Here is a 26171-nt window from a genome sequence, read left to right on the forward strand (position 1 = left end):
GGCCGGACGTGAGACGTCCGCGACTCACCCGGCGCGAGCGTCCGCACACCACCCCCACCACGAACACACCCGGCACCCCCGCACCGGAAACCCCCGACACCACCGACTCACCGCCCCACGAGCACCGACCGCACCGCCTCCAGGTCGCTGTCCGACGCCAGCCCGGCGTGGTAAAGCCGCAGCTCCGTGGCGCCCCGCTCGCGGGCGCGGGCGGCGTCCGAGGCGAGGGTGCCGGGGCTGCCGCCCATGCCGGACACCACGGTGAGGTTGGCGGCGAGGACGGCCCCGGCGCGGTCCTGCTGCGCGAACGCCGTCAGCGGGTCCGCGCCGCCCGTGCAGGGGACGACCACGCCGTCCGCGACGGACAGGATGTGCGCGGGGTCGACGCCCGCGTTGGCACCGCAGTGGTACGACACCGGGTCGGCGTGCACCAGCACCTGGAAGCCGTCGGGCGCGGCGGCCCGGACGGCCCCGACCGCCGCCTCCTGCAGCGAGCGGGCGGTGGCGTCGCGCCAGGCGCGCGTGGCGTTCGCCGTCGTCTCGCCGAGCAGCTTCTCCACCCCCGCCCAGCCCCCGTCGGACGGCGCCCCCCGCCACACCGGCTCCAGCGCGGCCCGTACGGCGGCGGCGAGCGAGTCGGCGTCCAGGCCCTGCCGGCCGTAGCCCTCCCGGCAGTCGGGGCAGAAGCAGAGGGACATCAGGTACTGCCCGGCGTCCCCGAGGCCGACTCCGCCGGTCTTGTCGTGGGCGTGCAGATGCGCGAGCCCGTACCAGCCGAGGGACTCCAGTTCGGTGCCGTGCGCCCCGGGGCGCACCGCCGCCTCGGCGGCGAGGTCGGTGAGGTAGGCGCGCGTGCCGGGCTGCGCGATGCACGGCGCCCACGGGTAGCGGTCGCCGTAGGCGTTGACGACGGAGGTGTGCGGCTGCTCCGCTCCCAGGCGGGAGTTGTGGGCGAGCACCACCCAGGTGTGCACCTCCAGACCCGCGTCCGCGAGCGCCTCGGCCGCTTCCCCGAAGGCGTCGCCGGGGGCCCAGTCGCCGGCCTCGTACGGGCGGATCGCGCGCCCCTCCCAGCGGCCGTCCGGCGGATACAACACCGCCGCGTGCTCGGCGGTGACGACGCGGTGGCGGGGGTGGCGCGGGGTGAGGGCGCGGGTGGAGTGGTAGGCGGCGGCGAGCGTCACCTGCTCCACCCCGGTTCCGGCGACGAACTCCGCCGCTCCCGGGTCCCCGTTGACGTCCCAGGGATAGACGAACGCCGACGTCTTCACTTGCCCTCCTCGTCGAGCAGCGCGTAGCCCCGCTCGGTCACCTGAGCGAGTTGCTTGACGTGATCCTCGGTCGGTTCGTGCAGCGGGGGCCGTACCTCCCCCACGTCCAGCCCGCGCAGCCGTACGCCGGCCTTGACCAGGGCGACGGCGTAACCGCGGCCCTGGGCGCGCAGTTCGACGAACGGCCGGTAGAAGCCGTCCAGCAGGCGGTGCGCGGTGGCCTCGTCGCCCGTGCGCAGCGCGCGGTGGAAGGCGAGGGCGATCTCCGGGGCGAAGCAGAAGACGGCGGACGAGTAGAGGGTGATGCCGAGGGCCCGGTAGGCGAGCTGGGTCTGCTCGGCGGTGGGCAGCCCGTTGAAGTAGAGGAAGTCGCCCGGGGCGTCGGTGCGTACCGCGCTGACGACGCGCTGCATGAGGTCGAGGTCGCCGAGGCCGTCCTTGAGGCCGACGATGCCGTCCGTGCGGGCCAGTTCGACCACGCTCCGGGGGGTGAACACGGCGTTGTCGCGCTGGTAGACGATCACGGGCAGGGAGGTCGCCGCGGCCACCTCACGGTAGTGCCGCAACAGCCCCTCCTGGCCGGCGAGCACGAGATAGGGCGGCATGGCGAGCAGCCCGTCGGCCCCGGCCTCCTCGGCGAGGAGGGCGTAGCGCACGGCGAGCGCGGTGCCGTACCCCGCGCCGGCCACGACGGGCACCCGTCCGGCCGTCTCCTCCACCGCCGCCCGTACGCAGTCGCGGAACTCCTCGGGGGTGAGCGCGTGGAACTCCCCGGTGCCGCAACAGGCGAAGACGGCGGCGGCCCCGGCCTCGACCCCCCGGCGGACATGCTCGCGGTAGACGTCGAGGTCGACCTCGCCGGCGGGTCCGTACGCCGTGACGGGGAAGAACAGCGGCCCGCGGGGAAGGGCGAGTCGAGCGGCGAGAGAGGCTGAGGTCACGGGCGCTCCCGATTCCGGTTCCATATTCGTGATCTGCGTCCATGTTTCTGAACGCAGCCACGCTAAGCCGACCTTGAGGGGCCGTCAAGCAAGCCCTCTTGACGGCCGAGGCCGGGGATCTTTAGCGTGTCCACGAATATGAACACCGTGCACTCATACGCACGGCTGCCGATTCAAGGAGACCTAGGAGTCCCGAGGATGCCCGCTCCCCGCACCGTCCTGCTCACCGGCGCCGCCGGCGGTCTCGGCACCCTCATGCGGGACCTGCTCCCCGGTTACGGCTACGCACTGCGCCTGCTCGACCTGCGCCCCGTCGAGGGCGAGCCGGAGGCGATCACCGCCGATCTGGCCGACAAGGAGGCCGTGCGCGAGGCCGTCCGGGGCGTCGACGCGATCATCCACCTCGCGGGCATCTCCCTGGAAGCCCCCTTCGAGAAGATCCTGAAGGCGAACATCGAGGGCACCTACCACCTCTACGAGGCCGCCCGCGAGGAAGGCGTCCGGCGCATCGTCTTCGCCTCCTCCAACCACGCCGTCGGCTACACCCCGCGCCCGCAGGGCGACGACCCTCTCGTCCCGGTCGACACCCCGCGCCGCCCGGACACCTTCTACGGCCTGTCCAAGTCCTTCGGCGAGGACCTCGCCCAGTTCTACTGGGACAAGCACGGCATCGAGACCGTCTCCGTCCGCATCGGCTCCTGCTTCCCGGAGCCGACCAGCGTGCGCATGCTCTCGGTGTGGATGAGCCCCGCCGACGGCGCCCGCCTCTTCCACGCGGCCCTGACCGCCGAGAACGTCGGCCACACGGTCGTCCACGGCTCCTCCGCGAACACCCGCCTGTGGTGGGACCTGTCCACCGCGCGGGCGCTCGGTTACGAACCGCAGGACGACTCCGAGCCGTACGCCGAGAAGCTCATCGCCGAACAGGGCGAACTCGACCCGGACAATCCGGCACACGCCCGCCTGGGCGGCCACTTCGTGACCGACCCGCCGATCTGGCCGTACTGACCGGAAGTCGCCGCCACGAGGGGCGGGCGGGCACCGAACGGGCCCGCCCGCCTCCGCATGCGGGCATCCGCGCTGCCCGTTCCCACCTGCCGTCCCGCTCCCCTCCCAGGTCCGCGGCGGGCACCCGGCGCGGGAAGCGGGCACAAGCGGGCAGCATCGGGCCCGCAACAGACCTGGTCAGTGCCGCCCTGCCGCTGTAGAACTTCCCCCACGGGCCGTACCGGGCCCGAACGGGCAACGAGGCGGTGAGGCAGGTGTTCGGCATGGGCACGAGAACGGCGGAAGAGCGCCAGCGCGAGATCGTGCGGGTCGCCCGCGCCACCGGCTCGGTCGACGTCACCGCGCTCGCGGCCGAACTGGGCGTGGCCAAGGAGACCGTCCGGCGGGACCTGCGCGCCCTGGAGGACCACGGCCTGGTGCGCCGCACCCACGGTGGCGCCTATCCGGTGGAGAGCGCCGGGTTCGAGACGACGCTCGCCTTCCGCGCCACCAGCCACGTCCCCGAGAAGCGCCGGATCGCCGCCGCGGCGGCCGAACTGCTCGGTGACGCCGAGACGGTCTTCGTCGACGAGGGATTCACCCCCCAGCTCATCGCCGAGGCGCTTCCGAGGGACCGGCCGCTGACCGTGGTCACCGCGTCCCTGCCGGTCGCCGGCGCCCTCGCCGAGGCCGGTGACACCTCCGTGCTGCTGCTCGGCGGCCGGGTCCGCTCGGGCACCCTGGCGACCGTCGACCACTGGACGACCAGGATGCTGGCCGGGTTCGTCATCGACCTGGCGTACATCGGCGCCAACGGCATCTCCCGTGAACACGGCCTGACCACACCCGACCCCGCGGTCGGCGAGGTCAAGGCCCAGGCCATCCGCGCCGCCCGCCGCACGGTCTTCGCGGGCACGCACACGAAGTTCGGGGCGGTCAGTTTCTGCCGGTTCGCGGAGATCGGCGCCCTGGAGGCGATCGTCACCAGCACCCTGCTCCCCGCGGCCGAGGCCCACCGCTACTCGCTGCTCGGGCCGCAGGTCATCCGCGTCTGAGACACCGGACCATGCCCCTCCGGGGCACCCCGACACCCCTCACTGCCCTTTATATCCTCATACGTCCAGGAGCGATCCATGCGAACCCAGAGCCGACGGAGGCCGCGAGCCACGCTCGCCACGGCCGCCGCAGGGACGCTGCTCGCCCCGCTGCTCTCCGGCTGCTGGGTCGGGGCGGGCGGGGCCGGATCCGGCGGGAACGCCATCAACGTCCTGATGGTCAACAACCCCCAGATGGTCGAACTGCAGAAGCTCACCGCCGACCACTTCACCAAGGAGACCGGCATCAAGGTGAACTTCACCGTCCTGCCGGAGAACGACGTCCGCGACAAGATCAGCCAGGACTTCGCCAACCAGGCCGGCCAGTACGACGTCGCCACCCTGTCCAACTACGAGATCCCCATCTACGCCCGCAACGAATGGCTGCACGAGATGGGCTCCTACGTCGCGAAGGACCCGTCCTACGACGAGCAGGACGTCCTGGCGCCGATGCGCGAGTCCCTCACCGGCGACGACGGCAAGCTCTACGGCCAGCCCTTCTACGGCGAGTCGTCCTTCCTGATGTACCGCAAGGACGTCTTCGCGAAGAAGGGCCTGACGATGCCCGAGCACCCCACCTGGACCCAGGTGGCCGAGCTCGCCGAGCAGGTCGACGGCGCCGAGCCGGGCATGAAGGGCATCTGCCTGCGCGGCCTGCCGGGCTGGGGCGAGCTGATGGCACCCCTGACGACGGTCGTGAACACCTTCGGCGGCACCTGGTTCGACCAGGACTGGAAGGCGCGACTGGACTCCCCCGAGTGGGAGAAGGCGACGAAGTTCTACGTCGGCCTCGTCCGCGAGCACGGCGAGTCCGGCGCCGCCCAGTCCGGTTTCGCCGAGTGCCTGAACAACCTCACCCAGGGCAAGGTCGCCATGTGGTACGACGCCACGTCGGCGGCCGGCTCCCTGGAGTCCGCCAAGTCCCCGGTCAAGGGAAAGATCGGCTACGCTCCGGCTCCCGTCGAGAGGACCGACTCCTCCGGCTGGCTCTACACCTGGGCCTGGGGCATCCAGAAGGCGTCCCGCAACCCCGACAAGGCGTGGAAGTTCGTCTCCTGGGCGTCCGGCAAGGAGTACGAACAGCTCGTCGGCGACCAGATCGGCTGGTCGAACGTCCCCGCCGGCAAGCGGGCCTCGACGTACGACAACCCGGCCTACCGCGCGGAGGCCGCCGCCTTCCAGGAGATGACCAGGGAGGCCATCGAGGGAGCCAAGCCGCGCGACCCCGGCGTGCAGCCGCGCCCCGCGCCCGGCATCCAGTTCGTCGGCATCCCCGAGTTCACCGACCTCGGCACCAAGGTCTCCCAGGAGATCAGCGCGGCCATCGCCGGACGCCAGTCCGTCGAGTCGGCCCTGAAGAAGTCGCAGGCGCTCGCCGAGAAGATCTCCGAGGAGTACGAGGGACGATGACCGCCACGACCACGGCCCCCGTGGCCGCCCCCGACGTCCGCACCCCGGCCCGCCCGCCCGCCACCCGGCTGCGCGCCTGGGCCACCCGGGCTCCGCTCCTCCCCGCCCTGATCTTCATGATCGCGGTCACCCAGCTGCCGTTCGTGGCCACGCTGGTGATCTCCTTCTTCGACTGGAACGCCCTCTACCCGGACGCCCGCCACTTCACCGGCCTCAGCAACTACGGCGACGTCCTCACCGACCCCGACCTGCGCAGGTCGGTGTGGACGACCGTCCTGCTGACCGTCGCGGTGGTCCTGGCCAGCCTCGTCCTCGGACTGGCGCTGGCCCTGCTGCTGGACCGGCGGTTCAAGGGCCGGGGCGTGGTCCGCACCCTGCTGATCGCCCCCTTCCTGGTCGTCCCGGTGGCGGCGGCCCTGCTGTGGAAGCACGTGCTCTACAACCCCGAATACGGCCTGTTCAACGGCCTCTTGCACTACGTCGGCGGACCGCAGCCCGACTGGATCTCCAACACCCCGCTGCTCGCCGTCGAGGCCTCCCTGGTGTGGCAGTGGACGCCGTTCATGATGCTCATCCTGCTGGCCGGGTTGCAGAGCCGGGACCAGCAGCAGATCGAGGCCGCCCGGGTGGACGGCGCGAGCGACTGGCAGATCTTCCGCCACCTCACGCTGCCCCACCTGCGCCGCTACCTGGAACTGGGCGCCCTGCTGGGCTCGATCTACATCGTGCAGAACTTCGACGCGGTCTTCACGATCACGTCCGGCGGCCTGGGCACGGCCAACCTGCCCTACACCGTCTACCAGAGCTTCTACCAGGCCCACGAGAACGGCCTGGCCTCGGCCGCGGGCGTCCTGGTCGTCATCGGCTCGATCGTCATCGCGACCTTCGCCCTGCGCGTGGTGTCGTCCCTGTTCCGCGAGGAGGTGTCCCGCGCATGAGCGCCATGGCCGTACGAGTGGGCCGCAGGGGCGGTGTGGGCCTCGGGCTGGTGGCCTGGCTGGCCGGCATCGTCTTCTTCCTGCCCATCGCGTGGATGGCCCTGACCTCCTTCCACTCGGAGGAGGACGCGGCCACCAACCCGCCGTCCTTCGCGGCGTCGCTGACGCTGGACGGCTACCGCGAGTTCTTCGGCGCGGACGGCGGCGCCAGCCCCTGGCCGGCGCTGATCAACTCGGCGGTGGCGTCGATCGCGTCGACGCTCTTCGTCCTGCTGCTGGCCCTTCCTGCGGCGTACGCGCTCTCCATCCGGCCGGTGAAGAAGTGGACGGACGTCCTGTTCTTCTTCCTGTCCACCAAGATGCTGCCGGTGGTCGCGGGCCTGCTGCCGATCTACCTGTTCGCCAAGAACGCCGGCCTGCTCGACAACATCTGGCTGCTGGTCATCCTCTACACCTCCATGAACCTGCCGATCGCGGTGTGGATGATGCAGTCCTTCCTGGCCGAAGTCCCGGTCGCCGTCATCGAGGCGGCCCGGGTGGACGGCGCGAGACTGCCGACGATCCTGGCGCGCGTCGTCGCGCCCATCGCCCTCCCGGGCATCGCCGCGACGTCGTTGATCTGCTTCATCTTCAGCTGGAACGAACTGCTCTTCGCCCGGGTGCTGACGGGCGTGGTCGCCGAGACCGCCCCCGTCTTCCTGACCGGCTTCATCACCAGCCAGGGCCTGTTCCTGGCCAAGGTGTGCGCCGCGTCGCTCGTCATCTCCCTGCCGGTGCTCGCCGCGGGGTTCGCCGCCCAGGACAAACTGGTCCAGGGCCTGTCGTTGGGAGCCGTGAAATGAAGGCCGCCGTCATCGAGTCCGTGGGCCGTGCCGTCGTCACCGAGGTCCCGGACCCGACGCCAGGGCCGCGCGAGGTCGTCGTCGAGGTCGCGGCCTGCGGTCTGTGCGGCACCGACCTGCACATCCTCCAGGGCGAGTTCGCGCCGAAGCTCCCGATCGTGCCGGGGCACGAGTTCGCCGGCGAGGTGGTCGGCGTCGGCGCCCAGGTCACGGAGGTGGCGGTCGGCGACCAGGTCGCCGTCGACCCGTCCCTCTACTGCTACGAGTGCCGCTACTGCCGCACCGGCCACAACAACCTCTGCGAACGCTGGGCGGCCATCGGCGTCACGACGGCGGGCGGCGCGGCGAAGTACGCGGTGGCGCCGGTGGCGAACTGCGTGAAGCTCCCGGAGCACGTCCGCACCCAGGACGCGGCCCTGATCGAACCGCTCTCCTGCGCGGTCCGCGGCTACGACGTACTCCGGTCCCGCCTCGGCGCCCACGTCCTGATCTACGGTTCCGGCACGATGGGCCTGATGATGCTGGAACTGGCCAAGCGGACCGGCGCGGCGAGCGTCGACGTGGTCGACGTGAACCCGGCCCGCCTGGAGACGGCCCGCGGCCTCGGTGTCTCCGCCTCGGCCGCGAACCCGGACGAACTGGACCGCCCGCAGGGCTGGGACCTGGTCATCGACGCGACCGGCAACGCGGCGGCGATCCAGGACGGCCTGGGGCGGGTCGCCAAGGCCGGCACGTTCCTGCAGTTCGGCGTGGCCGACTACGCGACGCGGGTGACGATCGACCCGTACCGCATCTACAACCAGGAGATCACCATCACCGGCTCGATGGCGGTCCTGCACAGCTACGAGCGCGCTGCGGAACTGTTCGCGAACGACGTGCTGGACCCCGACGTCTTCATCAGCGACCGCATCCCGCTGGACCGCTACCCGCAGGCGCTGGAGCAGTTCGCGGCGGGGGTGGGCAGGAAGATCGTGGTGGTGCCGTAGGCCTGGCCGGCATCTCCAGCCCGTCCGGCGTTTGAGGACGAGGCCGAAGGCCGACAAGGGGGTCCGGGGGCGCAGCCGCCCCCGGGGACGGGAAGGGAAGGGGCGGCGGGGGCGAAGAACACCGGCCGCCACCGCCCCACCGGCCCGACCCGATCGCCCCACGGGTAAGGGAACGGTAAAACGGCCTCGCTCGTTCACCGGGCATGACAGCTATGACCCCCGGCTCGAACATCCCCCTCTCCGCCGCCCGCGTGACGGTGGACGTCGCCGCGCCCGTGCGGCTCGACGTATCGGGCCTGCTGCTCACCGCCGACGGCAAGGTGCGCTCCGACGACGACTTCATCTTCTACAACCAGCCCACCGGCCCGGGCGTGACGTACCGCTCCGGCGGCGGCACCGCCCCGGACGCGATCACGGTCGACACCTCCGCCGTCCCGCCGGGCATCGAGAAGATCGTCGTCACCGCCAGCCCGGACGCCGCCGGCCAGACCTTCCAGGGCATCGAACCGACCGCCACCATCCGCAACGCGGACGACAACTCCGTCCTCGCCACCTTCACGCCCCCGCAGCTCGGCGCCGAGACGGCCCTGGTGATCGTGGAGATCTACCTGCGCAACGGTGCCTGGAAGGCCCGCGCGGTCGGCCAGGGCTACGCCAACGGTCTCGCGGGCATCGCCACCGACTTCGGCGTCACGGTGGAGGAACCGGCCGCCCCGGCCCAGCCGGCGGCCCCGCCCCAGGCGGTCACCCCGCCGCCGGCCCCGCCCGCCGCCGCTCCCACCATGCCCGCCGCACCGCCCGCGCCGCCCGCCGCACCGCCCGCCCCCGCCCCGGGCACGGGGAAGATCAACCTGGACAAGGGCCGGGTCAGCCTGCAGAAGAACCAGACCGTCTCCCTGGTCAAGGGCGGCCGTCCGGTCCTCTCACAGGTCAAGATGGGCCTCGGCTGGGAGCCGGCGTACCGCGGCAAGGACATCGACCTGGACGCCTCCGTCATCGCGTACGGCCCGCAGCGCAACCACATCGACAGCTGCTACTTCGGCAAGCTCCAGATCGTGAACGGCGCCATCCGGCACTCCGGCGACAACCTCACCGGCGAGGGCGGCGGCGACGACGAGGTGATCACCGTCGACCTCGGCGCCCTCCCGCCGGACGTCACCGGGCTGGTGTTCACGGTCAACTCCTTCTCCGGCCAGAAGTTCACGGAGGTCGCCAAGGCGTACTGCCGTCTCCTGGACGGCGCGACCGGCGAGGAACTGGTCCGCTTCGACCTCACCAGCGCCGAGCCGCAGACCGGCGTGATGATGGCGAAGCTGATCCGCCAGTTCTCCGGCGAGTGGGAGATGACCGCCATGGGCGACTTCGTCAAGTCCCGCACGGTCCGGGGGATGGTGAAGCCCGCGGCCCAGGCGCTGTAGGCGGCCGGCCGACGGCGGCGCTCCCGGTACCCGGGGCACCGGGAGCGCCGCCCCTGCGTCCGCAGTCCCCGCAGCACCGGCGACGGGTACCGGCGGACCGGCTCCCCCGTCACCCCGGCCGGCCGACTCGGACGCCGTGGCCCCCGCGTGCACCGGCCGCGGCACCTTCGATCGCCCGACGTCCCGCCGCAGCATGCCCTCCTCCCGCGCCGCCCGGACCAGCCGCCCCGCCGCGCCCCGCACACGGTCGCCGCACGCGGTGTCCACCGCCGGGCCGCCGGCCCAGCCGCCTCGCCCGGCGCCCGAGCGGCCGCGACCGCGCCGGCCCGCGCCGCGGTCGCATCGATCCGGTCGGGACCGGCGGCCTCCGGCAGCCGGTGGGGACCCTAGAACAGCGCGCTGTACGCGTTGAGCGCCGGCTGCCCGCCCAGGTGGGCGTAGAGCACGGTGGCGTCGCCGCCGATCTCGCCGCGGGTGACCAGGTCGACCAGCCCCGCCATCGACTTCCCCTCGTAGACCGGGTCGGTGACCATGCCCTCGGTCCGGGCTGCGAGCCGCATCGCCGCGAGCGTGCTGTCGTCGGGGATGCCGTAGGTGCCCGCGTGGTACCGCTCGTCCAGTTCGACGTCCGCCTCGGTCAGTTCCTTCGTCACGCCGATGAGCTGCCCGGTCCGATGCGCGATCCGGGCGATCTGCTCCCGGGTGCGGGCGGGTTCCGCGGACGCGTCGACGCCGATCACCCGCCGGGGCCGGCCGCCCGCCTCCTCCAGGGCCCGGAATCCGGCGACCATGCCGGCCTGGGTCGACCCGGTCACCGAGCACACCACCACGGTGTCGAAGAAGACGCCCAGTTCCCGTTCCTGCTCGGCGACCTCGTACGCCCAGCCGGCGAAGCCGAGCCCGCCGAGCGGATGGTCGGAGGCGCCGGCCGGGATGGCGTACGGCTTTCCGCCCGCCTCCTCGACCTCCCTGAGCGCCTGCTCCCAGCTCTCCTTGAAACCGATGCCGAACCCGGCCTTCACCAGCCGTACGTCGGCCCCGGCCAGCCGGGAGAGCAGGATGTTGCCGACCTTGTCGTACACGGCGTCCGGCCAGTCCACCCAGCTCTCCTGCACCAGCACGCACTTCAGTCCGGCCCGGGCGGCGACGGCGGCGACCTGGCGGGTGTGGTTGGACTGCACCCCGCCGATCGAGACGAGGGTGTCGCAACCCTGGGCGAGCGCGTCGGCGACCAGGTACTCCAGCTTGCGGGTCTTGTTGCCGCCGTAGGCGATGCCGGAGTTCAGGTCCTCGCGCTTCGCCCACAGCGAGGCCCCGCCGAGGTGCTCGGTGAGGCGTTCCAGCCGGTGCACGGGCGAGGGTCCGAGGAGCAGCGGGTAGCGCTCGTACGAGGAAAGGGACACGGGTCCTCCCGGTTCAGTCGGGGTCGGCGAGCTCTTCGAGGCCGCGCCAGATGTCCGCCGTCACACGGAGCGCCGCCTCCGTGTCACCGGCCGCGCAGGCCCCGATGAGCTGTTCGTGCAGCCCCGCGGAACGGCAGGTGCCACCCTCGCCGAAGCGGCGGCGCTCCAGCCGGCGGATGAGCGGGGTGTAGCGGGCGACGGTGGCCGCGGCGGCCCGGTTTCCGGCGGCGCGGACGAGGACGTGGTGCAGCGCGTCGTCGGCGCGCAGGGCACCGTCGACGTCGCCCGCGCGGACGGCCGCCGCGAACCGCTCGTTGGCCGCGCGCATCTCGTCGAGGTCCGCCTCCCGGAGCCGGGGGACGGCGACGCGCGTGACCAGTTCGTGCATGGCGCCGACGACGGCCGCGGCGTCGCGCACGTCGGCGGCCACGACCGGGGTGACCCGGGTGTAGCTCTGCGGCTTGCTCTCCAGCAGGCCCTCGTCCACGAGCCGGGAGAACGCCTCTCGCACCGGCGCCCGGGACAGCCCCAGGCGCTCGGCCAGGTCGGCGTCCCGCACGACCGCGCCGGGTTCGATCTCCCCGGCCACGATGGCGTCCCGGATGGCCTCGTAGGCGCGGTCCCTGAGCAGGGTGCGGGGTACGGGTCGGATGGCCTCCACGACTGAAATGTTAGATACCAGTTCTGCTGCGGACAAGGGTGCGGCCCGCACCCGTGCGCGCGGGTGCGGGCCGTGGTGGCCGGTGGGCCCGGCTCAGGCCGCCCAGGGCCAGTCGGCGTCCCGGGCCCCCTCCAGCAGCGGGACCATCCGGAAGGCGGCGTCCGAGAGGCCCCCGAAGGTGTGCCTGTTCGCTCTGCCCGACGGGCCGTGGCCCGCCCGGTAACCGGCGAGGTTCCAGGTGTAGACCGGCACGTGCGGCGGGACCTGCTCGGTGGGGTCGCCGTGCCGGTTGTACGCGTACTGCTCGTCGGTGACGATCAGTACCCGGTCGTGCTTCCTGTAGTGCCGGCGGACCGCCTCGGTCGTGTCGGTGCCGCCCAGGTCGCCGAAGCGCCCCAGGATCTTCAGCACCGACTCGCCCTTGCGGTACTGCACGCGGTTGCTGGACGTACCGAACTCGACGAGGTCCGCCTCCGCCGCCCGCAGCGCGAGCGCCGTGCCGAAGACCGCCGCGGCGTCGGCCCGGTTGAGCTCGGAGCGGTCCGACATCCGCGAGTAGAACATCGAGCCCGAACGGTCCACGAGGACCAGCGTGCGGCCGGGCAGCGCGGGCACGTTGGCCAGCGAGTGCCCGAGCGCCTGCTCCAGCGGGTACGCCCAGCGCAGCGACGGCGCGTGCCGGTACGCGGCGAGGTAGCGGAAGGGGAACTGCCGCGAACGCGCCACCTCGGCGGGGTCGCTGATCCGTGCCGCCACCTGGGCCGCGACCTCGTCGGACACGCCGGCCTCGTCGAAGTTGCGCAGGTTGCGGACGAGCGCCATCGCGCCCATGGACGGGATCACGGCCTCCCAGGCCGCCCGGTCCATCGGTCCCTGGAGCCATCCCGCCAGCATCTCCCAGGTGATGCCCGCCGCCGCGAGCCGCTCCGCCCCGTCGGGCGCCGTGACGACCGCCCGCCGCTCCTCGACGGGCAGCGCCATCAGCTCACGGTGCGCGGTGAGCACACGGACCGAGGCGGGCGGCACCGCGGTGTCCGGGTTGTGCCGGCGGTCGAGGGCGTACCGGAACAGCTCGCCCTGCCACGGCTTGTCCGGGTCCGGCGCCGCGTGCACCAGGTTGAGGATGTCGCCGAAGCGGTACCCCTTGGACGCGGTGTCGTACTTCAGCAGCGACTTGCCGTGGTAGAGCCGCCGTACGGCGTCGGCGACGCCCCGCTTGACCGGCTTGGGCACGGCACGCCCGTACGTCGCCGTCCAGTACGCGAGCAGCTCGCCGGGCTCGTCGGGCCGCTGGAGGACGGAGGCGACGACCTGCCGGTTGGCCGGACCGTCGGTGGCTCCGGCGTCGAGGCGGGCCTTGACGTACTCGGCGGCGCCCACGATCGAGGCGGTGCGCAGGTTGCCCTCGCCGCGCAGCCAGCCGAGCAGGCCGGCCGTCCACGACGGGTCGGTGACGGCGAGCTCGCGCACGAGCGTGGCGAACCGGTCGTCGCGGTCGGCGCCGGTCTCGTAGAAGGTCTGCTGCGACACGAAGTTGCCGACCGCGAGGAGGAAGAGCTCGGAGCGCGCGTCGCGCTCACGGCCCCGGCCGCCCTCGTGGGTGCGCAGTACGCGCCCGGTCGACGTCACGCGCGAGGTGGGCTGCGCCTTCGCGCCCCTGATGTTGAATCGCGCCATGATGAATTCCCCCGAATTCGTCCGGAGGGAGGCGTGGCACATGGCAGGTGCCCGAGGTCGGGATCGGCGACGGGAACATACGGATGCTCTGCCGATTGAGCTACACCGACCCGAAGTCGGTGACGGGAGTCGAACCCGCAACCGTCCGGACAAAGGGAAGTAACCGCTGCCTGCGCACCGGGCACCCTGCCATCTGCTGCGCCTCCCGAGATCAAGTCGGCGGCGGCATCGGATTCTTTTGAGAGAAGAAGTAGCCGCAGCCCGCGCACCGGGAGGTGCATGAAGTTTTCGGTGTCCAGAGTTCAGGTCGGCGGAACCGACAAGGTGCTCCAACCCCTGAGCTACACCGGCGCGTTGTGCCGGTGGCGGGACTCGAACCCGCGACCGCCCCATTATCAGTGGAAGTAGGTCCTGCCTTCGCACCTGGACGAGAATTACCTTAGGCGGCGGGTCGCGGGGCGAGCGAACGATTTAATCACCGGCGCTTCTGCCGCTTCCAGGGGCCGGTGACGGCCAGCATGATGCCCGGGTCCTGGATGTTGGCGTACAGGGTCCGCCCGTCGGGCGAGAAGGTGACGCCGGTGAACTCGCTGTATTCGGGCTCCTCTTCGGTGCCGATGTTCAGCTCGTTGCGGGCGATGGGGTACGTGCGCCCGCTGTCGGTGGCACCGAACAGGTGCTGGACGCCGTCGCCGTCCTCGGCGATGACCAGGCCGCCGTACGGGGAGACGGTGATGTTGTCGGGGCCGTCGAAGGCACCGTCCGCCGACGGGTCGGGGTTGACGCCGAGGAGGACCTTGAGGGTGAGGGTGCGGCGCTTCGGGTCGTAGAACCAGACCTGGCCGTCGTGCGGCCGGCCGGGGCTCTCGTCACGGGCGTAGGAGGAGACGATGTAGGCGCCGCCGTCGGCCCACCACATGCCCTCCAGCTTGCGGGCGCGGGTGACCTGTCCGGCGGTGAACTGCTTGCGCACGGAGACGGTCCGCGCGTCGCGGTCGGGGACCTCGATCCAGTCGACACCGTAGACGGTGCCGGTCTTCGTGGCGCGGGAGAGGTCGTCGACGAACCTGCCGCCGGAGTCGAAGCACTTGAAGGCCTCGAGGCGCCCGGCGTCGTCGGCGAGGGTGCGCAGCCGGCCGCGGCCGTGGCGGAAGCCCTCCGGCGGCGTCCAGCGGTAGAGCAAGCCGTTGGGGCCGGAGGCGTCCTCGGTGAGGTAGAGGTGGCCCCGCTTGGGGTCGACGACGACGGCCTCGTGGGCGTAGCGGCCGAGCGCCTTGACCGGCTCGGGGTCGCGGTTGGCCCGCCGGTCCTCGGGGTCGACCTCGAAGACGTAGCCGTGGTCCTTGGTCATCCCCTCCTCGCCGGCCTTGTCCTCGGTCTCCTCGCAGGTCAGCCAGGTACCCCACGGGGTGCTGCCGCCCGCGCAGTTGGTGGACGTGCCGGCGATGCCCACCCATTCGGCGACGTGGCCGCCGGGGCGGACCTCGACGACCGTGCAGCCGCCGGAGGCGGCCGGGTCGTAGACGAGTCCCTCGGTCAGCGGGACGGGGTGGGGCCAGTCGGCGCGGGGGCCGCCCAGTTCGTGGTTGTTGACCAGGAGGGTGGAACCGCGCGGGCCGTCGAAGGTGGCGGTGCCGTCGTGGTTGGAAGGGGTGAACTCGCCCGACTCCAGCCGGGTCCGGCCGCAGTACGTGATGATCTCGTACCGGAAGCCGGCGGGCAGGGCGAGGATGCCGTCGGGGTCGGGGAGCAGCGGTCCGTAGCCGACCCCGGCGTGCCCGGAACCGTGGTCCTCGCCGACGCTCTCGGTGTCCGTGGACGCCAGCGCGTTCGGGGCGGAGGCGAGGGCGCCGACGCTGCCCGCCAGCGCGACGCCGGCGCCGGTGAGCGCGGATCGTCTGGCGAAGTCCCTGCGGGTGAGCGACATGGTGTCTCCTGTGACGGTGGGCGTTCCGTGGAGGGTGACGGGCTTCGGTCCGGCGTCACCGTCCCGCTCATGCCTGAACGCGAGTTGAACGCAGGACGACCTCTCCCGGCTCGCTTGCGTGAATCCGGGCGGGGCCCGCCCGGTGACGCCCGGGCCCCTCCAGGTCCTGCCGTGGACGCACCCGCGCGAGCCTCGGCCGGACGGCGCTCGCCCCTCCACCCGTCCGGCTCACGCCCGCCCTGCGCCGACCGGACGACACCACCGGGCCCACTCCGGTCGCTCCCGGCCGACCCGCTCACGACGGTGCCGCCGCGCACCCCGGGTGGTCCGGCCATCGAACGCGCGCCCATGTGCCGCACTCCGCAGTGGACCGCGCCCCTGTCGCGCCGGGGTCACATCCCCCAGCGACGTCACCCGGCCGACCCGCCCGCGACGATGCCACCGCACACCCCCGGCCAGCACGACCACCGGCCCCACGCACCGCACCCCCGCAGCCCACCGGCCCCCGTGGCGTCAGGTCAGGTCCCGTGCTGGGAGCGGGCCTTGAAGGCCGCCTTGCGGGCCTCCTTGGCGATCTTCTTGTCCGGATGCAGCCGGCCCATCGCCTCCAGGACGTCCGCGGTGGCCGGGTGCTCGACCCGCCAGACGGTGTCGAAGAAGCCGCTGTGCTGCCGGGCCAGTCCCTGCACCAGGGCGCGCAGTTCCTCGGAGTTGCCCTCGGCCGCGAGCTGTGCGGCCAGGGTGTCGATGGTCAGCCAGAAGACCATCGTCTCCGGCGGCGCGGGCACGTCCCGGGCACCGTGCTCGGTCAGCCAGACCCGGGCCAGCCCGCCGAGTTCGGCGTCGTCGAGGACCTCCCGCAGGGCGGGCTCGGCCTCGGCGCCGACCAGGGACAGCGCCTGCTGGCAGCGCAGCCGCCGCAGCGGCGCGCCGGCGTCCGAGCCGCGCGCCGCGGCCAGCAGTTCGCGCGCCGCGGCGAGGGGCTCCCGGCGGGCCAGCCACTGCTCGGTCTCGGCGTGGGCGGCTGCCGGCGGGTAGGGAGCGGTGCCGTCGAGCAGCGCGTCGGCGCCCTTGTCGGCCAGGTCCCCGACGGCCGGTGCGGTGAACCCGGCCTCCAGCAGCCGGGCCCGCAGTCCGTACAGTCCGAGCGGGGTCAGCCGCACCATGCCGTAGCGGGAGACGTCGGTCTCGTCGACGGGGGCGGCGGGCTCCTCCTCGGCCTCCGCCATGAGGGCCTCGTCGACCGGCTGGTACTCGACGAGGCCGGACGGCTCCAGCAACCGGAACTGGTCGTCCAGCCGCATCATCGCGTCCGACACCTGTTCCAGGACGTCGTTGGTGGGCTCGCCCATGTCGCTCGGCACGAGGACGGAGGCGGCCAGCGCGGGCAGCGGCACCGGGGCGCCCTGGGGACCGTCCTCACCGGCGGTGAGCACGTACAGGTTGCCGAGCACCCCGTCGAGGAACTCCGCCTCGGCCTCCGGGTCCCAGTCGAGGGACGACAGGTCGAGCTCGCCCTCGCCCTCCGCCATCGCGTCGACCAGGCCGCCGAGGTCGGGCACACTCGCGTCGGCGAGCACCGCCTCCAGGGCCGCGAGCCACACCCCGAGCACGTCCTGCGGGGAGCCGCCGGTGAGCAGGGCGAGGTCCTCGCCCGCCGCGACCGTGCCCGCCTCCTCGTCGGTGATCTCGACGAGCCCGGTGTCCACAGCGACCCGCCACGCCTCGCTCGCGTACGCCGCGGCGTCGTCCCCGCTCAGCCCGAGCACCTCGGCCGCCGCGGGCAGCTGCTCCTCGACGAGCCCGCCCCCTGCGTCCACGCGGGTGCCGGGGCCGGCCCAGCGGGCGAGCCGCGCGGCCCGGGAGAGCAACGGGGTGGACAACGCATCGCGGGCCAGCTCCGCTTCGGGGCGCAGCCGCGCGGGCGGCAGGGTGGAGCTGTCTGACATCTGCTGTTTCTCCTCGCGCGCCTCGTCGGCCGTACGGCCATCCGGGCGCCGTACGGCTCAGCCGCTCAGCCTAGACGGGTTTCCACCCATGCCGCCCGGTTCATCTCCTCGTCGATCGCCGTACATGGCCGAAACCTTGACAACTGGCCTGACCAGGCAGGAGATTGACGCGCGTAGAAAGCGGGGGGACAAGTGTTCACTCAGTACACCTGAATCCCTCCTGCCCCTAGCCCCACCCTCGTCCCGGCGCTTCGTCACGTCCCCGGAGGGATCCGTTGGCCAGCAAGTCCTCCGCGCGCCTCGCCGCGCTCACCGTCGCCGCCGTCTGTTCCGCGGCGTCCACCGTCGTCCTCACCTCGCCCGCGCACGCCGACGCCGTGCGCGTCCACGACATCCAGGGCACCACCCGGACGTCCCCGTACGCCGGCCGGCAGGTCACGGACGTGGCCGGAATCGTCACCGGCGTCCGCGGCTACGGCTCCTCCAGAGGTTTCTGGATCCAGGATCCGCAGCCGGACGCCGACCCGGCCACCAGCGAGGGCGTCTTCGTCTTCACGAGCTCCACCCCGAAGGTCGCCGTCGGCGACGCGGTCACCGTGTCCGGCACGGTCTCGGAGTACGTCCCCGGCGGCACCTCCTCCGGGAACCAGTCGCTGACCGAGATCACCCGCCCGACGGTCACCGTGGTCTCCACCGGCAACGCGGTCCCGGCCGCCGCGGTCGTCTCCGCCCGGTCCGTGCCGCGCGCGTACGCCCCCGCGGGCGACCCCGCCGCGGGCGGTTCGGTCAACGCCCTGCCGCTCCGTCCGGCGACCTACGCCCTGGACTACTACGAGTCCCTGGAGGGCATGAACGTCCAGGTCGCCGACGCCCGCGTGGTCGGCGCCTCCGACCCGTACACCGAGCTGTGGGTGACGGTGAAGCCCTGGGAGAACGCGAACCGCCGCGGCGGCACGGTCTACGGCACCTACGACTCCCAGAACACCGGCCGGCTGCAGATCCAGTCCCTCGGCAAGCCCGCCGACTTCCCCGACGCCAACGTGGGCGACACCCTCGCCGGCGCCACCACCGGCCCGCTGGACTACAACCAGTACGGCGGATACACGCTGGTCGCGGGCGGGATCGGCACGCTGAGGAGCGGGGGCCTGGAGCGCGAGACCACCCGCGAGCAGGCGCGCGACGAGCTGGCGGTGGCGACGTACAACGTCGAGAACCTCGACCCGTCCGACGACACCTTCGACGCGCACGCGGCCGCGATCGTGCACAACCTGTCCTCCCCCGACATCGTGTCGCTGGAGGAGATACAGGACGACAACGGCGCCACGGACGACGGCACGGTGGCCGCCGGCCGGACGGTGGGCAAGCTGATCGACGCCATCGTGGCGGCCGGCGGCCCCCGGTACGACTGGCGCTCCATCGACCCGGCCGACGGCGAGGACGGCGGCCAGCCCGGCGGCAACATCCGCCAGGCGTTCCTGTTCAACCCGGAGCGGGTCTCCTTCACCGACCGCAGCGGCGGCGACGCGACCACCGCCACGGGCGTGACGAAGGTGCGGGGCAAGGCCGCGCTGACGCTCTCCCCCGGCCGCGTGGACCCGGCGAACCCCGCCTGGGCGGACAGCCGCAAGCCGCTGGCCGGCGAGTTCGTCTTCGATGGCCGGACGGTCTTCGTCATCGCCAACCACTTCAACTCCAAGGGCGGCGACCAGGGTCTGACCGCGCAGTACCAGCCGCCGGCGCGCAGCTCGGAGACCCAGCGCCACCTGCAGGCGGAGGCGGTCAACACCTTCGTCAAGGAGATCCTCGGCGCGCAGAAGAACGCCGATGTCATCGCCCTGGGCGACATCAACGACTTCGAGTTCTCCGGGACCACCCGGATCCTGGAGGACGACGGCGCGCTGTGGTCGGCGGTCAAGTCGCTTCCGCGGAGCGAGCGTTACTCCTACGTCTACCAGGGCAACAGCCAGGTCCTCGACCAGATCCTGGTCAGCCCGTCGATCCGGCACGGCGGCCACCTGTCCTACGACAGCGTGCACATCAACGCCGAGTTCCACGACCAGATCAGCGACCACGACCCGCAGGTGCTGCGGTTCCGTCCGTAACCGGCGGCCCGCCGGGGAGCGGGTTCAGCCCGGCACGAGGCCGAGGGCGTGGTCGTAGCGGTTGACCGAACTGCTCTTCAGCCCCGGCCAGTTCTGCACCCGCTCCCACTGCGCTGTCGCCGAGCCGATGCCGTCGCCCGGCGCCGAGAGGGCGTCGATGTGGGCCTGGGCGCTCTCCCACTCCGCGTAGTTGAGGACCCGGGTGCCGTCGGTGCTGAGGTGGAAGTGGGCGGAGATGCCGCCGGGACGGGGCTCCGGCTCGCTCTCGAGGGCCTCGAAGACCGCGTCGACCCAGGCGCGCTGCCGTTCGGGGTCGGGTCCTTCGAACTCGACGTCGACGATCACGATGCAGCCCGTGACGGGGACCGCCCCGTCCCGGCGGGTGCCGCTGCGGTAGTGCCGGTACCGTCCGAGGCCCAGCCGTTCGATGCCCGGCACGGCCGTGTCGATCTCGTCGACGCGGTCCTGGCGGTGCGTCCTGACGAACGCCTCGTACGCCTGCTCGCTCGCCCACTGCGAGTGGTGCAGCAGCGTGCTGCCGTCGTGTCCGGTGTAGACGTGGTAGCTCCGCAGGTCGTCGGCGGGCCAGGGGCGGCGCTCCCAGGTCCGGGCGATCGCCTCGACGGTCCGCCGCTGCCGCTCGGGGGTGCCGACCCGCCAGGTGCTGAAGAAGGGTGCCTGGACGTCCGGGTGGACGAGATCGGGGTGTGCGTCGGTACGGCGGGTCATGCCGGCCTCCACTGTCGCTGGGCGTCGGGTACGGACACCACCCTCCGACCTCAACCAAGATTGAGGTCAAGTGCTCTTCGGACCCCTGTCCGAGCGCCCGTGGAAGAGGGCCGCGAACACCGGTCGTGGTCGCCGGTCGCCGCCCGCCGGCTCGCGGGCTTCGGGCGGGCGTCGTCGGCCCACGGGCTCGCGCCCCCAAGGCCGGCCGGCGGGGGCACGCCGTGCGCTCGGCCTGCGGAGGGGCCCCCGGCGTCGGGGGCCCCTCCGCAGGCCCGTCCGAGGGCCGGCCGCCTCAGCGGTACCAGTGGCTACGGCCCCGCAGCACGCCCGCCGTCATACGGTGCCACTGGCTTCGGCCGCGCAGCACGTTCGCCGTCAGGCGATGTCCCTGGCTCCGCCCCCGCAGCATGCCCGCCGTCATGCGGTGCCCGTGGCTCCGGCGGCTGAGCACGCCCGCCGCCACCACCGCGCTCGCCGCCGCGCCGACGGCCAGTACCGGGCCCGGGTGCCTGAGCCCCGACCGCGCCGCGCCGCGCATCCGTTCCGGCACGCCGTTCCCGGCGGTGTGCCCCGCCCGGCTCGCCTTGTCGTGCACGGTGTGACCGGCCTGGGCGGCGGAGCTGCGCAGCTGCACGGACATGGCACCGGCCTTGTCCCTGAGATCGGCGGCCCGGGCCTTCGCACGCCCCTTCACATCCGCCTTCCCCGCCAGCTCCTCCACGGTGTCGCCGAGTTGGCTGCGGGTCTGTTCGATCTGCTGCCGCAGCTCGTCCGGCCCCTTGGCCCCGCCGCCCGGCCGGGCGGTCGAGCCGGGCCTCGTGCCGTCCCCGCTCGTCGCGTCGTTCGTCATCGGTGCGCCCTTTCCCTGATCGCGTCCACGTCTGCCCTGACACTGCCGAGGGTGACCTCGGGCGTGGGGGGTGCGGCGCGGCGGAGCTGGGCGCGGCCGATCACGGCCAGCACGCCCGCGACCACGAAGAGCACCGCCGTCACGATCAGCGCCGCGGCCCAGACGGGCAGCACCAGCGAGAGCGCCGCGGCGGCCGATCCGGCCAGCGCGAACACGCCGACGTAGGCGATCGCGCCGGCGGCGCCGAGCAGTCCGCCGCCGCGTCCGGCGCGCCGCCCCTTCTCGGCCAGCTCCAGCTTGGCGAGGGCCACTTCCTGGCGTACGAGCCGGGAGAGCTGTTCGGTGGCCTGGCCGACGAGCTGGCCCACGGAGTGGTGCTCGTCGTGCACGGGCCTGGTGTGCATGGTCCCGGTCACGGTGTTCCGCCTCCTCTCGGTCAGGAACACCCCGGGTACCCCTGGCCGGCCCCCGCTACCCCTGCCCTCCTGCGCCGCCTCCGCGGGCACCGCCGCCGCCCTCGCGGTCGCCGAGCCGGACCAGCTGGGTCTGGAACCAGTCGAGGCGGGCCTGCAACAGTGCCGCCTCCGCCGCCAGTTCGGGCACCCCGAGTCCCTCGGCCCCCGCCGCACCGGCGCCGGCCACCACGCGCAGCCCGTCCCCGGCGAGCCGCGCGTAGGAGGCGAGCGGCACGGAGGTGCGGCCGCGCAGGCAGCCCGTACAGGAGGGGGCCAGTGCCCGCCAGCCGGGTCTTCCCCAGCCGGCGTCGGCCAGCGCCGCCGCGCGTGCGCCGCAGGCGCAGGGGCCGACGGTCGCGGTGCGCACCCGCTGGCGGGCGGAGCGGAAGCCGTGCTCGAAGCGGATGTAGGCGCCCAGGACGGCGACCTCCAGCAGGACGGCCGTGCGGTGCTCGGCCGTGCACAGCAGCGCCTCGGCCGCCGTACGGTCGTGCACGCAGTGGAAGCCGCAGTCGCAGCGGCGGTGCGGCGGCCGGTGCCGCAGGCCGTAGACGCAGGACGCGTCGGCCAGGACCCCGTACGGCAGCGCACCGCCCAGCGACACACCGGTGAAGGCGGCCCGGGTGCCGTCCTGGGACAGCACCGCGTGGGCGATCTTGTAACCGGTCGGCGGCTCCGTCGGGCGTTCCTCCGGGAGCCGCAGCCTCATCGGGCGGCCGGGACCTCTTCGGGCACCGAGGCCGCGGGCTCCACGGTCCGCGGAAGCCGGAGTTCCTCCTCGTGGAACTCCGGCTCGCGGACCTCGGGCCGCTCCTCGGCGACTCCGGTGGCGAGTGCCTTGCCGAGCTTCATGACGCCTCCCATGACCGTGGACCATGACGTGGTGTCGATGACCGTCCAGACCATGGTGACCCACGGGGGCCGCCTTGGACATAGGGCCTCGCCGGCGGCCTACGGCCCGGGGACCGGCGCCTACCGCGCTCCGAGCGCCTGGGCCACCGCGTCCCTGACCTCCTTCTCGGAGGGCGCGGGCCGGCCCGCCTCCGCCGCCAGCTCGGCGAGGGAGGTCATGGCGACGTCGGGCAGGCCGCAGGCCGTGAACCGGGTGAACTCCACGAGGTCCGAGTTGATGTTCAGGGCGAAACCGTGGCTGGTGACGCCCCCGCGGATCCGCATGCCGATCGAGACCAGCTTGCGGCCGTCGGGCGTCCACACCCCCACCAGTGACTGGGCACCGGGCGGGGTGTCGCGGCGCACGGTCTCGAATCCGAGCGCCGCACAGGCGTCGATCAGCCCGTTCTCCACCCAGCGCACGATGTCGCCGGGGCCGCGCTCGCGCAGGTTCAGCACCAGGTAGCCGATGAGCTGGCCGGGCCCGTGGTACGTGGCCTGACCGCCGCGGTCGACGGCGACCAGGGGGACGGTCGGGCCGGCCGGGAGTTCGGCGGGCGGGGTGCGGGAGCCGTAGGTGATGACCGGCGGGTGGGTGAGCAGGGCGAGCCGGTCCCGGATCCGCCCCGCACGGCGCCGGACGACCCAGTCGGCCATCTCCTCCACCGCCTCCTCGTACGGGACCTCCCCGAGGTCGAGTCGCTCGATGCCGGTCACAGCCACCCCCATATCTCAGCATCACTTATGGATACCTCGTAGAAGAATTAAGTGGAGCTACACGATCACCCGGCCGAGACTACTCCCATGACGACGGACGACCGCCCCTCACCTCCCTTCGGCCGCGCCCTCTGCGCCATGGTCACGCCCTTCACCGAGACCGGCGCCCTCGACCTCGACGGCGCCCAGCGACTCGCGGACCGGCTGGTCTCGGGGGGCTGCGACGGCCTGGTGCTGTCCGGTACGACGGGCGAGTCGCCGACCACCTCGGACGCCGAGAAGGCGGCGCTGGTCACCGCGGTGCGGGAGGCGGTGGGGGACCGGGCCGCGCTCCTCGCCGGGGTCGGCACGTCCGACACCCGGCACACCGTGGAGCTGGCCGTGGCCGCCGAGAAGGCCGGCGCGGACGGGCTGCTGGTGGTCGCGCCGTACTACAGCAAGCCCCCGCAGGACGCGCTGGAGGCGCACTTCCGGCAGGTCGCGGACGGTTGCGGACTGCCCCTCGCGCTCTACGACATCCCGGGCCGCACCGGCACCCGGATCGAACCCGACACGATCGTCCGGCTGGCCGGGCACCCGCGGATCGTGGCCGTCAAGGACTGCTCCTACGACCTCCTCGGCACGCAGAAGGTGCTGTCCCGCACGGATCTCGCGTACTACGCCGGCTGCGACGAACAGATCCTCGCCCTGTACGCGGTGGGTGCCGCGGGCTACGTCAGCACGGTCGCGAACGTCGTACCGGACCGGCTCCGGGCGGTCCTCGACGCCTTCGACGCGGGCGACACCGGGCGGGCGGCCCGGCTGCAGCGGCGGGCGCTGCCCCTCATCGAGCTGATGATGGCGGCGGGCCTGCCGGGCACGGTCACCGCCAAGGCCCTGCTGGGCGCGCTGGGCCTGCCCGCGGGGCCGGTCCGCGCGCCGCTGCGGCCCGCCGGCCGTGAGACGGCCGACGGGCTGCTGAGGGCGTACGAGGATCTGCTCGCCGACAGCTGTCAGCTCCAGGTGTAGCCGTCGCCGAGCAGCAATGTGTGCTCCAGTACGTCCTCCATGGGGTCGTCGATCTGGCCCGCGTTGACGTTGAGGAGACCGACCCGGGGGCCGTTGTGCGAACCGTTGGTGGTCTCGTCGGCGTGCGCGCTCCCCGCCGAAAGCCAGCACACCAGCACCGCGGCGCCCGCCCCGGTCAGCCAACGCGCCACGGCCCTCGCCCGCTCGTTCGTCATACCAGCCCCTCGTCTCGTCGGATCGGCGTCTGATCGGACTCTGCGTCCACCTGTTCATCCGCCGGGACCACCGCGAGGTCACGCGGAGTCATCCGTACGTGCGCGGGCGGCTCACGGCCCCCCTGATGGGGTGGCGGGTCCGCCGGCGCCCGCCTACGGTCCTGCGGTGAGCAGAAGACGCTATGTGGCCCGGGGCGTACCGGGCGGTTACCGGATCTGGGACAACCGGGGGCGCCGCTGGTGGGGCGACCTCTACGAACTGTGTCCCGACGATCTCCTGACCGAGCTGAACGGGGCGGCCGACCAGGCGAGGATCACCGCGTTGCTGCGGCGGTACCGGGCCCTGAAGCGCTGAGTGCCCTCCCGACGGGCCTGTACGGGCCGTCGGGAGGGCACTCGGGGCGGTGTCCGTCAGTTGTGGCTGTGCAGGATCTCGTTCAGGCCGCCCCACACCGCGTTGTTCGGCCTGGCCTCCACCGCGCCCGTGACCGAGTTGCGGCGGAAGAGGATGTTGGAGGCGCCGGACAGCTCGCGGGCCTTGACGATCTGCCCGTCGGGCATGGTCACGCGGGTGCCGGCGGTCACGTACAGGCCCGCCTCCACGACGCACTCGTCGCCGAGCGCGATGCCGACGCCCGCCTCGGCGCCGATCAGGCAGCGCTCGCCGATGGAGATGATCACGTTGCCGCCGCCGGACAGCGTGCCCATGGTGGAGGCGCCGCCGCCGATGTCCGAACCGTCGCCGACGACCACGCCCGCGGAGATGCGGCCCTCGACCATGGAGGAGCCGAGCGTGCCCGCGTTGAAGTTGACGAAGCCCTCGTGCATGACGGTGGTGCCCTCGGCGAGGTGCGCGCCGAGACGGACGCGGTCGGCGTCGGCGATGCGGACGCCCTTGGGGGCGACGTAGTCCGTCATGCGCGGGAACTTGTCGATGGAGGTCACCTGGAGGTGCAGGCCCTCGGCGCGGGCGTTCAGGCGGACCTTCTCGATGTCGTCGACGGCGACCGGGCCGAGCGAGGTCCAGGCGACGTTGGCGAGGTGGCCGAAGATGCCGTCCAGGCTCTGGCCGTGGGGCTTGACCAGGCGGTGGGAGAGCAGGTGCAGACGCAGGTAGACGTCGTGGGCGTCGACCGGCTTCTCGTCGAGCGAGGCGATGACCGTACGGACCGCGACCACCTCGACGCCGCGACGGGTGTCCGGACCGACCGCCGCGGTGGCGCCGCCGCCGAGCAGCTCCGCGGCGCGCTCGGCGGAGAGCCGCTCGGTGCCGGACGGGCCGGGCGCGTCGGAGAGTTCGGGGGCCGGGTACCAGGTGTCGAGGACGGTGCCGTCGGCGGCGATCGTGGCGAGGCCGGCGGCAACGGCGCCGGTGGTGCGGGGAGCAGTCGTGTCGGTCATGGTGGCAACTTAACCGCCCGGGGGCGCCGGGAGCGAACCGGTCGGCGGACCATCTCACGTGCCGGGAGGGGGCGGGTGCCTGCGGCGCTCGGGCGGGATGCCTGCGGCGGCCTGTGCGGGTGCGGTGGGGGTGCGCGTAGCGCTGTCCGTGGTGTGGTGGGTCGGGGCCGCGCCGGGGGGTGTCCGTCCTCGGAACCGCGCGGAATCGGTCGGTCACCAACTGACCGGCGTCGACGCGCCAACCGCTGCGGGCGGACACCCCCCGACACGTCCCCTTCCCGCCATACGCGACTGCGGGT

24 protein-coding genes, 1 tRNA gene and 1 pseudogene are annotated in these 26171 nt (G+C 72.9%); 10 read left to right on the forward strand and 16 right to left on the reverse strand.

Annotated elements, in window-relative coordinates; translation table 11 throughout:
- Positions 1 to 107: 107 nt before the first annotated feature.
- Complete coding sequence (locus IE260_RS09910) at positions 108 to 1271, reverse strand: hypothetical protein (protein WP_189870152.1); 1164 nt, start codon at positions 1269 to 1271, stop codon at positions 108 to 110.
- Positions 1268 to 2212 (reverse strand): 5-dehydro-4-deoxyglucarate dehydratase, encoded by a 945-nt coding sequence (locus tag IE260_RS09915; RefSeq protein ID WP_189870153.1) that lies wholly within the window; start codon positions 2210 to 2212, stop codon positions 1268 to 1270. Before IE260_RS09915 ends, IE260_RS09910 begins: the two co-directional genes overlap by 4 nt.
- A 198-nt stretch (positions 2213 to 2410) precedes the next feature.
- On the opposite strand from IE260_RS09915, the gene IE260_RS09920 reads away from it, so the two are divergent.
- From IE260_RS09920 to IE260_RS09950, 7 genes are all read left to right on the forward strand, one after another.
- Entirely contained in the window at positions 2411 to 3220 is an 810-nt protein-coding gene (locus IE260_RS09920) for an NAD-dependent epimerase/dehydratase family protein (RefSeq protein ID WP_189870154.1), read from the forward strand.
- A gap of 263 nt (positions 3221 to 3483) precedes the next feature.
- Entirely contained in the window at positions 3484 to 4254 is a 771-nt protein-coding gene (locus tag IE260_RS09925; RefSeq protein WP_189870155.1) for a DeoR/GlpR family DNA-binding transcription regulator, read from the forward strand.
- A 78-nt stretch (positions 4255 to 4332) separates the two neighbouring features.
- On the forward strand, positions 4333 to 5703 hold the full coding sequence (locus IE260_RS09930) for an ABC transporter substrate-binding protein (protein WP_189870156.1): 1371 nt from the start codon (positions 4333 to 4335) through the stop codon (positions 5701 to 5703).
- A complete protein-coding gene (locus IE260_RS09935) occupies positions 5700 to 6641 on the forward strand; it encodes a carbohydrate ABC transporter permease (protein ID WP_189870157.1) in 942 nt (313 codons plus the stop codon). The genes IE260_RS09930 and IE260_RS09935 overlap by 4 nt, the downstream gene beginning before the upstream one ends.
- Positions 6638 to 7483: a carbohydrate ABC transporter permease gene (locus IE260_RS09940; RefSeq protein WP_189870158.1), complete on the forward strand. Its 846-nt coding sequence runs from the start codon at positions 6638 to 6640 to the stop codon at positions 7481 to 7483. Before IE260_RS09935 ends, IE260_RS09940 begins: the two co-directional genes overlap by 4 nt.
- On the forward strand, positions 7480 to 8469 hold the full coding sequence (locus tag IE260_RS09945; RefSeq protein ID WP_189870159.1) for a zinc-dependent alcohol dehydrogenase family protein: 990 nt from the start codon (positions 7480 to 7482) through the stop codon (positions 8467 to 8469). The genes IE260_RS09940 and IE260_RS09945 overlap by 4 nt, the downstream gene beginning before the upstream one ends.
- 212 nt (positions 8470 to 8681) lie before the next feature.
- Positions 8682 to 9887, forward strand: coding sequence for a TerD family protein (locus IE260_RS09950; protein WP_189870160.1), 1206 nt, complete (start codon positions 8682 to 8684; stop codon positions 9885 to 9887).
- A gap of 386 nt (positions 9888 to 10273) precedes the next feature.
- On the opposite strand, the gene IE260_RS09955 is transcribed toward IE260_RS09950, so the two are convergent.
- From IE260_RS09955 to IE260_RS09980, 6 genes are all read right to left on the reverse strand, one after another.
- A complete protein-coding gene (locus IE260_RS09955; protein WP_189870161.1) occupies positions 10274 to 11290 on the reverse strand; it encodes a 1-aminocyclopropane-1-carboxylate deaminase in 1017 nt (338 codons plus the stop codon).
- A gap of 13 nt (positions 11291 to 11303) precedes the next feature.
- Entirely contained in the window at positions 11304 to 11951 is a 648-nt protein-coding gene (locus IE260_RS09960) for a GntR family transcriptional regulator (RefSeq protein ID WP_189870162.1), read from the reverse strand.
- Between the two features lie 93 nt (positions 11952 to 12044).
- The gene (locus tag IE260_RS09965; protein ID WP_189870163.1) at positions 12045 to 13628 is read right to left on the reverse strand and encodes a TROVE domain-containing protein; all 1584 of its coding nucleotides are present in this window, start codon (positions 13626 to 13628) and stop codon (positions 12045 to 12047) included.
- 357 nt (positions 13629 to 13985) lie between these two features.
- Positions 13986 to 14111, reverse strand: a tRNA-OTHER gene (locus tag IE260_RS09970).
- A complete protein-coding gene (locus tag IE260_RS09975) occupies positions 14104 to 15555 on the reverse strand; it encodes an alkaline phosphatase PhoX (protein WP_189870164.1) in 1452 nt (483 codons plus the stop codon). Before IE260_RS09975 ends, IE260_RS09970 begins: the two co-directional genes overlap by 8 nt.
- A 518-nt stretch (positions 15556 to 16073) precedes the next feature.
- Positions 16074 to 17504, reverse strand: a complete 1431-nt coding sequence (locus IE260_RS09980; protein ID WP_189870165.1) for a hypothetical protein — start codon at positions 17502 to 17504, stop codon at positions 16074 to 16076.
- A 275-nt stretch (positions 17505 to 17779) separates the two neighbouring features.
- Here IE260_RS09980 and IE260_RS09985 point away from each other — a divergent pair, with 275 nt between their 5' ends.
- Complete coding sequence (locus tag IE260_RS09985; protein WP_189870166.1) at positions 17780 to 19606, forward strand: DUF8508 domain-containing protein; 1827 nt, start codon at positions 17780 to 17782, stop codon at positions 19604 to 19606.
- A 24-nt stretch (positions 19607 to 19630) separates the two neighbouring features.
- On the opposite strand, the gene IE260_RS09990 is transcribed toward IE260_RS09985, so the two are convergent.
- The 6 genes and pseudogenes from IE260_RS09990 to lipB all read right to left on the reverse strand — a co-directional run bounded on the left by IE260_RS09990 (position 19631) and on the right by lipB (position 23248).
- Entirely contained in the window at positions 19631 to 20335 is a 705-nt protein-coding gene (locus tag IE260_RS09990) for an antibiotic biosynthesis monooxygenase (protein ID WP_189870167.1), read from the reverse strand.
- 427 nt (positions 20336 to 20762) lie between these two features.
- A pseudogene (locus IE260_RS09995) lies at positions 20763 to 21185 on the reverse strand (DUF3618 domain-containing protein); the annotation flags it as partial.
- Entirely contained in the window at positions 21182 to 21601 is a 420-nt protein-coding gene (locus IE260_RS10000) for a phage holin family protein (protein WP_189870169.1), read from the reverse strand. The pseudogene IE260_RS09995 and the gene IE260_RS10000, both read right to left, overlap by 4 nt.
- A gap of 55 nt (positions 21602 to 21656) precedes the next feature.
- The gene (locus IE260_RS10005; RefSeq protein WP_189870170.1) at positions 21657 to 22349 is read right to left on the reverse strand and encodes a hypothetical protein; all 693 of its coding nucleotides are present in this window, start codon (positions 22347 to 22349) and stop codon (positions 21657 to 21659) included.
- On the reverse strand, positions 22346 to 22546 hold the full coding sequence (locus IE260_RS10010; protein WP_189870489.1) for a hypothetical protein: 201 nt from the start codon (positions 22544 to 22546) through the stop codon (positions 22346 to 22348). Before IE260_RS10010 ends, IE260_RS10005 begins: the two co-directional genes overlap by 4 nt.
- Before the next feature lie 66 nt (positions 22547 to 22612).
- Positions 22613 to 23248, reverse strand: a complete 636-nt coding sequence (gene lipB, locus IE260_RS10015; RefSeq protein ID WP_229880603.1) for a lipoyl(octanoyl) transferase LipB — start codon at positions 23246 to 23248, stop codon at positions 22613 to 22615.
- An 87-nt stretch (positions 23249 to 23335) separates the two neighbouring features.
- Here lipB and dapA point away from each other — a divergent pair, with 87 nt between their 5' ends.
- Positions 23336 to 24256: a 4-hydroxy-tetrahydrodipicolinate synthase gene (gene dapA / locus IE260_RS10020; RefSeq protein ID WP_189870172.1), complete on the forward strand. Its 921-nt coding sequence runs from the start codon at positions 23336 to 23338 to the stop codon at positions 24254 to 24256.
- Here dapA and IE260_RS10025 read toward each other — a convergent pair.
- Complete coding sequence (locus IE260_RS10025) at positions 24241 to 24471, reverse strand: hypothetical protein (RefSeq protein WP_189870173.1); 231 nt, start codon at positions 24469 to 24471, stop codon at positions 24241 to 24243. The genes dapA and IE260_RS10025 overlap by 16 nt on opposite strands.
- Positions 24472 to 24637: 166 nt before the next feature.
- On the opposite strand from IE260_RS10025, the gene IE260_RS10030 reads away from it, so the two are divergent.
- Positions 24638 to 24826: a hypothetical protein gene (locus tag IE260_RS10030; RefSeq protein ID WP_189870174.1), complete on the forward strand. Its 189-nt coding sequence runs from the start codon at positions 24638 to 24640 to the stop codon at positions 24824 to 24826.
- Positions 24827 to 24882: 56 nt separating this feature from the next.
- Here IE260_RS10030 and dapD read toward each other — a convergent pair whose 3' ends face one another.
- Positions 24883 to 25872, reverse strand: a complete 990-nt coding sequence (gene dapD / locus IE260_RS10035; protein ID WP_189870175.1) for a 2,3,4,5-tetrahydropyridine-2,6-dicarboxylate N-succinyltransferase — start codon at positions 25870 to 25872, stop codon at positions 24883 to 24885.
- Between the last annotated feature and the right edge of the window lie 299 nt (positions 25873 to 26171).

This window comes from Streptomyces viridiviolaceus (genome assembly GCF_014650995.1).
In the GTDB taxonomy this organism is placed as follows: domain Bacteria; phylum Actinomycetota; class Actinomycetes; order Streptomycetales; family Streptomycetaceae; genus Streptomyces; species Streptomyces viridiviolaceus.

Excerpts from the sequence above, each read along its gene's own strand:
- IE260_RS09920 (WP_189870154.1), top strand. The coding sequence starts at position 2,411 with ATGCCCGCTCCCCGCACCGTCCTGCTCACCGGCGCCGCCGGCGGTCTC.
- IE260_RS10005 (WP_189870170.1), bottom strand. The coding sequence starts at position 22,349 with ATGAGGCTGCGGCTCCCGGAGGAACGCCCGACGGAGCCGCCGACCGGT.
- IE260_RS09930 (WP_189870156.1), top strand. The coding sequence starts at position 4,333 with ATGCGAACCCAGAGCCGACGGAGGCCGCGAGCCACGCTCGCCACGGCC.
- IE260_RS09980 (WP_189870165.1), bottom strand. The coding sequence starts at position 17,504 with ATGTCAGACAGCTCCACCCTGCCGCCCGCGCGGCTGCGCCCCGAAGCG.
- IE260_RS09990 (WP_189870167.1), bottom strand. The coding sequence starts at position 20,335 with ATGACCCGCCGTACCGACGCACACCCCGATCTCGTCCACCCGGACGTC.
- IE260_RS09945 (WP_189870159.1), top strand. The coding sequence starts at position 7,480 with ATGAAGGCCGCCGTCATCGAGTCCGTGGGCCGTGCCGTCGTCACCGAG.
- IE260_RS09925 (WP_189870155.1), top strand. The coding sequence starts at position 3,484 with ATGGGCACGAGAACGGCGGAAGAGCGCCAGCGCGAGATCGTGCGGGTC.
- IE260_RS09950 (WP_189870160.1), top strand. The coding sequence starts at position 8,682 with ATGACCCCCGGCTCGAACATCCCCCTCTCCGCCGCCCGCGTGACGGTG.
- IE260_RS09975 (WP_189870164.1), bottom strand. The coding sequence starts at position 15,555 with ATGTCGCTCACCCGCAGGGACTTCGCCAGACGATCCGCGCTCACCGGC.
- IE260_RS09940 (WP_189870158.1), top strand. The coding sequence starts at position 6,638 with ATGAGCGCCATGGCCGTACGAGTGGGCCGCAGGGGCGGTGTGGGCCTC.
- dapA (WP_189870172.1), top strand. The coding sequence starts at position 23,336 with ATGACGACGGACGACCGCCCCTCACCTCCCTTCGGCCGCGCCCTCTGC.
- IE260_RS09965 (WP_189870163.1), bottom strand. The coding sequence starts at position 13,628 with ATGGCGCGATTCAACATCAGGGGCGCGAAGGCGCAGCCCACCTCGCGC.
- IE260_RS09935 (WP_189870157.1), top strand. The coding sequence starts at position 5,700 with ATGACCGCCACGACCACGGCCCCCGTGGCCGCCCCCGACGTCCGCACC.
- dapD (WP_189870175.1), bottom strand. The coding sequence starts at position 25,872 with ATGACCGACACGACTGCTCCCCGCACCACCGGCGCCGTTGCCGCCGGC.
- IE260_RS10010 (WP_189870489.1), bottom strand. The coding sequence starts at position 22,546 with ATGGTCTGGACGGTCATCGACACCACGTCATGGTCCACGGTCATGGGA.
- IE260_RS10025 (WP_189870173.1), bottom strand. The coding sequence starts at position 24,471 with ATGACGAACGAGCGGGCGAGGGCCGTGGCGCGTTGGCTGACCGGGGCG.